Annotated in this window: 1 protein-coding gene; it reads left to right on the top strand. The window is 58.6% G+C overall.

What is annotated here, in order from left to right; all coding sequences use genetic code 11:
- Nucleotides 1-1,376, top strand: a 1,376-nt coding sequence (locus AACM45_RS20260) for a hypothetical protein (protein WP_339145025.1), incomplete at both ends; no start/stop codon positions are given.

Genomic DNA, 1,376 nt, shown 5'->3' with positions numbered 1-1,376 from the left:
CATTACCTCTTTTTCAGTAACGAACAACGGTACGGAGGACGTACTCAGGATTACGGAAGCGGGCAGCGACTTTGACGTTCCCCTTTCAAATATCGGCACCGATGACCAGAACGCCGGGGAGGTAGCTGTGGCCGATGCCGGCGACAACTTCACCACGGATACCGTAGAGGCGGCACTTGCCGAACTGGCGGGAAGGACCGATAACGACACACAATATACGGCAGGCAATGGACTGAACCTAGACGGCAGCAACGAGTTCACGGCGGTAGCGAGCCCCGATGCGAACAACGCATTGGACGTACGCGCCAATGGGATCTATGCCACGGACACGGATGACCAGACGGCCGGGGAGGTAGCGGTAGCCGATGCCGGTGACAACTTCACCACGGATACCGTAGAGGCCGCATTGGCGGAACTCGCGGGAAGGACCGATAACGACACACAATATACGGCAGGAAATGGACTGAACCTTGACGGCAGCAATGAGTTCACTGCTGTTGCTAGCCCCGATGCGAACAACGCTCTTGACGTACGCGCCAACGGTATCTATGCCACGGACACGGATGACCAGACGGCCGGGGAGGTAGCGGTAGCCGATGCCGGTGACAACTTCACTACGGACACCGTAGAGGCCGCATTGGCGGAACTCGCGGGAAGGACCGATAACGACACACAATATACGGCAGGAAATGGGCTGAACCTTGACGGCAGCAACGAGTTCACTGCGGTCGCGAGCCCCGATGCCAACAACGCATTGGACGTACGCGCCAACGGAATCTATGCCACCGATGACCAGACGGCCACGGAGGTAGCCGTAACGGACGCCGGTGACAACTTCACGGTGGACACCGTTGAGGCGGCATTGGCCGAACTAGCGGGAAGAACCGATAACGACACGCAATATACAGCAGGCAATGGACTGAACCTTGACGGCAGCAACGAGTTCACGGCGGTGGCGAGCCCCGATGCCAACAACGCATTGGACGTACGCGCCAACGGTATCTATGCCACGGACGACCAAAATGCTGGGGAGGTAACGGTAGCGGATGCCGGTGACAACTTCACGGTGGACACGGTAGAGGCGGCATTGGCCGAACTCGCGGGAAGAACCGATAACGACACACAATATACTGCGGGCAATGGGCTGAACCTTGACGGCAGCAACGAGTTCACTGCTGTTGCGAGCCCCGATGCGAACAACGCACTGGACGTACGCGCTAACGGGATCTATGCCACCGACACGGATGACCAGACGGCCACTGAGGTAGCTGTAGCGGATGCCGGCGACAACTTCACGGTGGACACGGTAGAGGCGGCATTGGCCGAACTCGCGGGAAGAACCGATAACGACACACAATACACCGCGGGCAACGGAT

This window comes from Croceitalea sp. MTPC5, from assembly GCF_036985505.1.
Taxonomy (GTDB): Bacteria; Bacteroidota; Bacteroidia; order Flavobacteriales; family Flavobacteriaceae; genus Croceitalea.
Note: the sequence above shows the minus strand (reverse complement) of the source record. Positions and strands in the feature narration are given on the sequence as shown.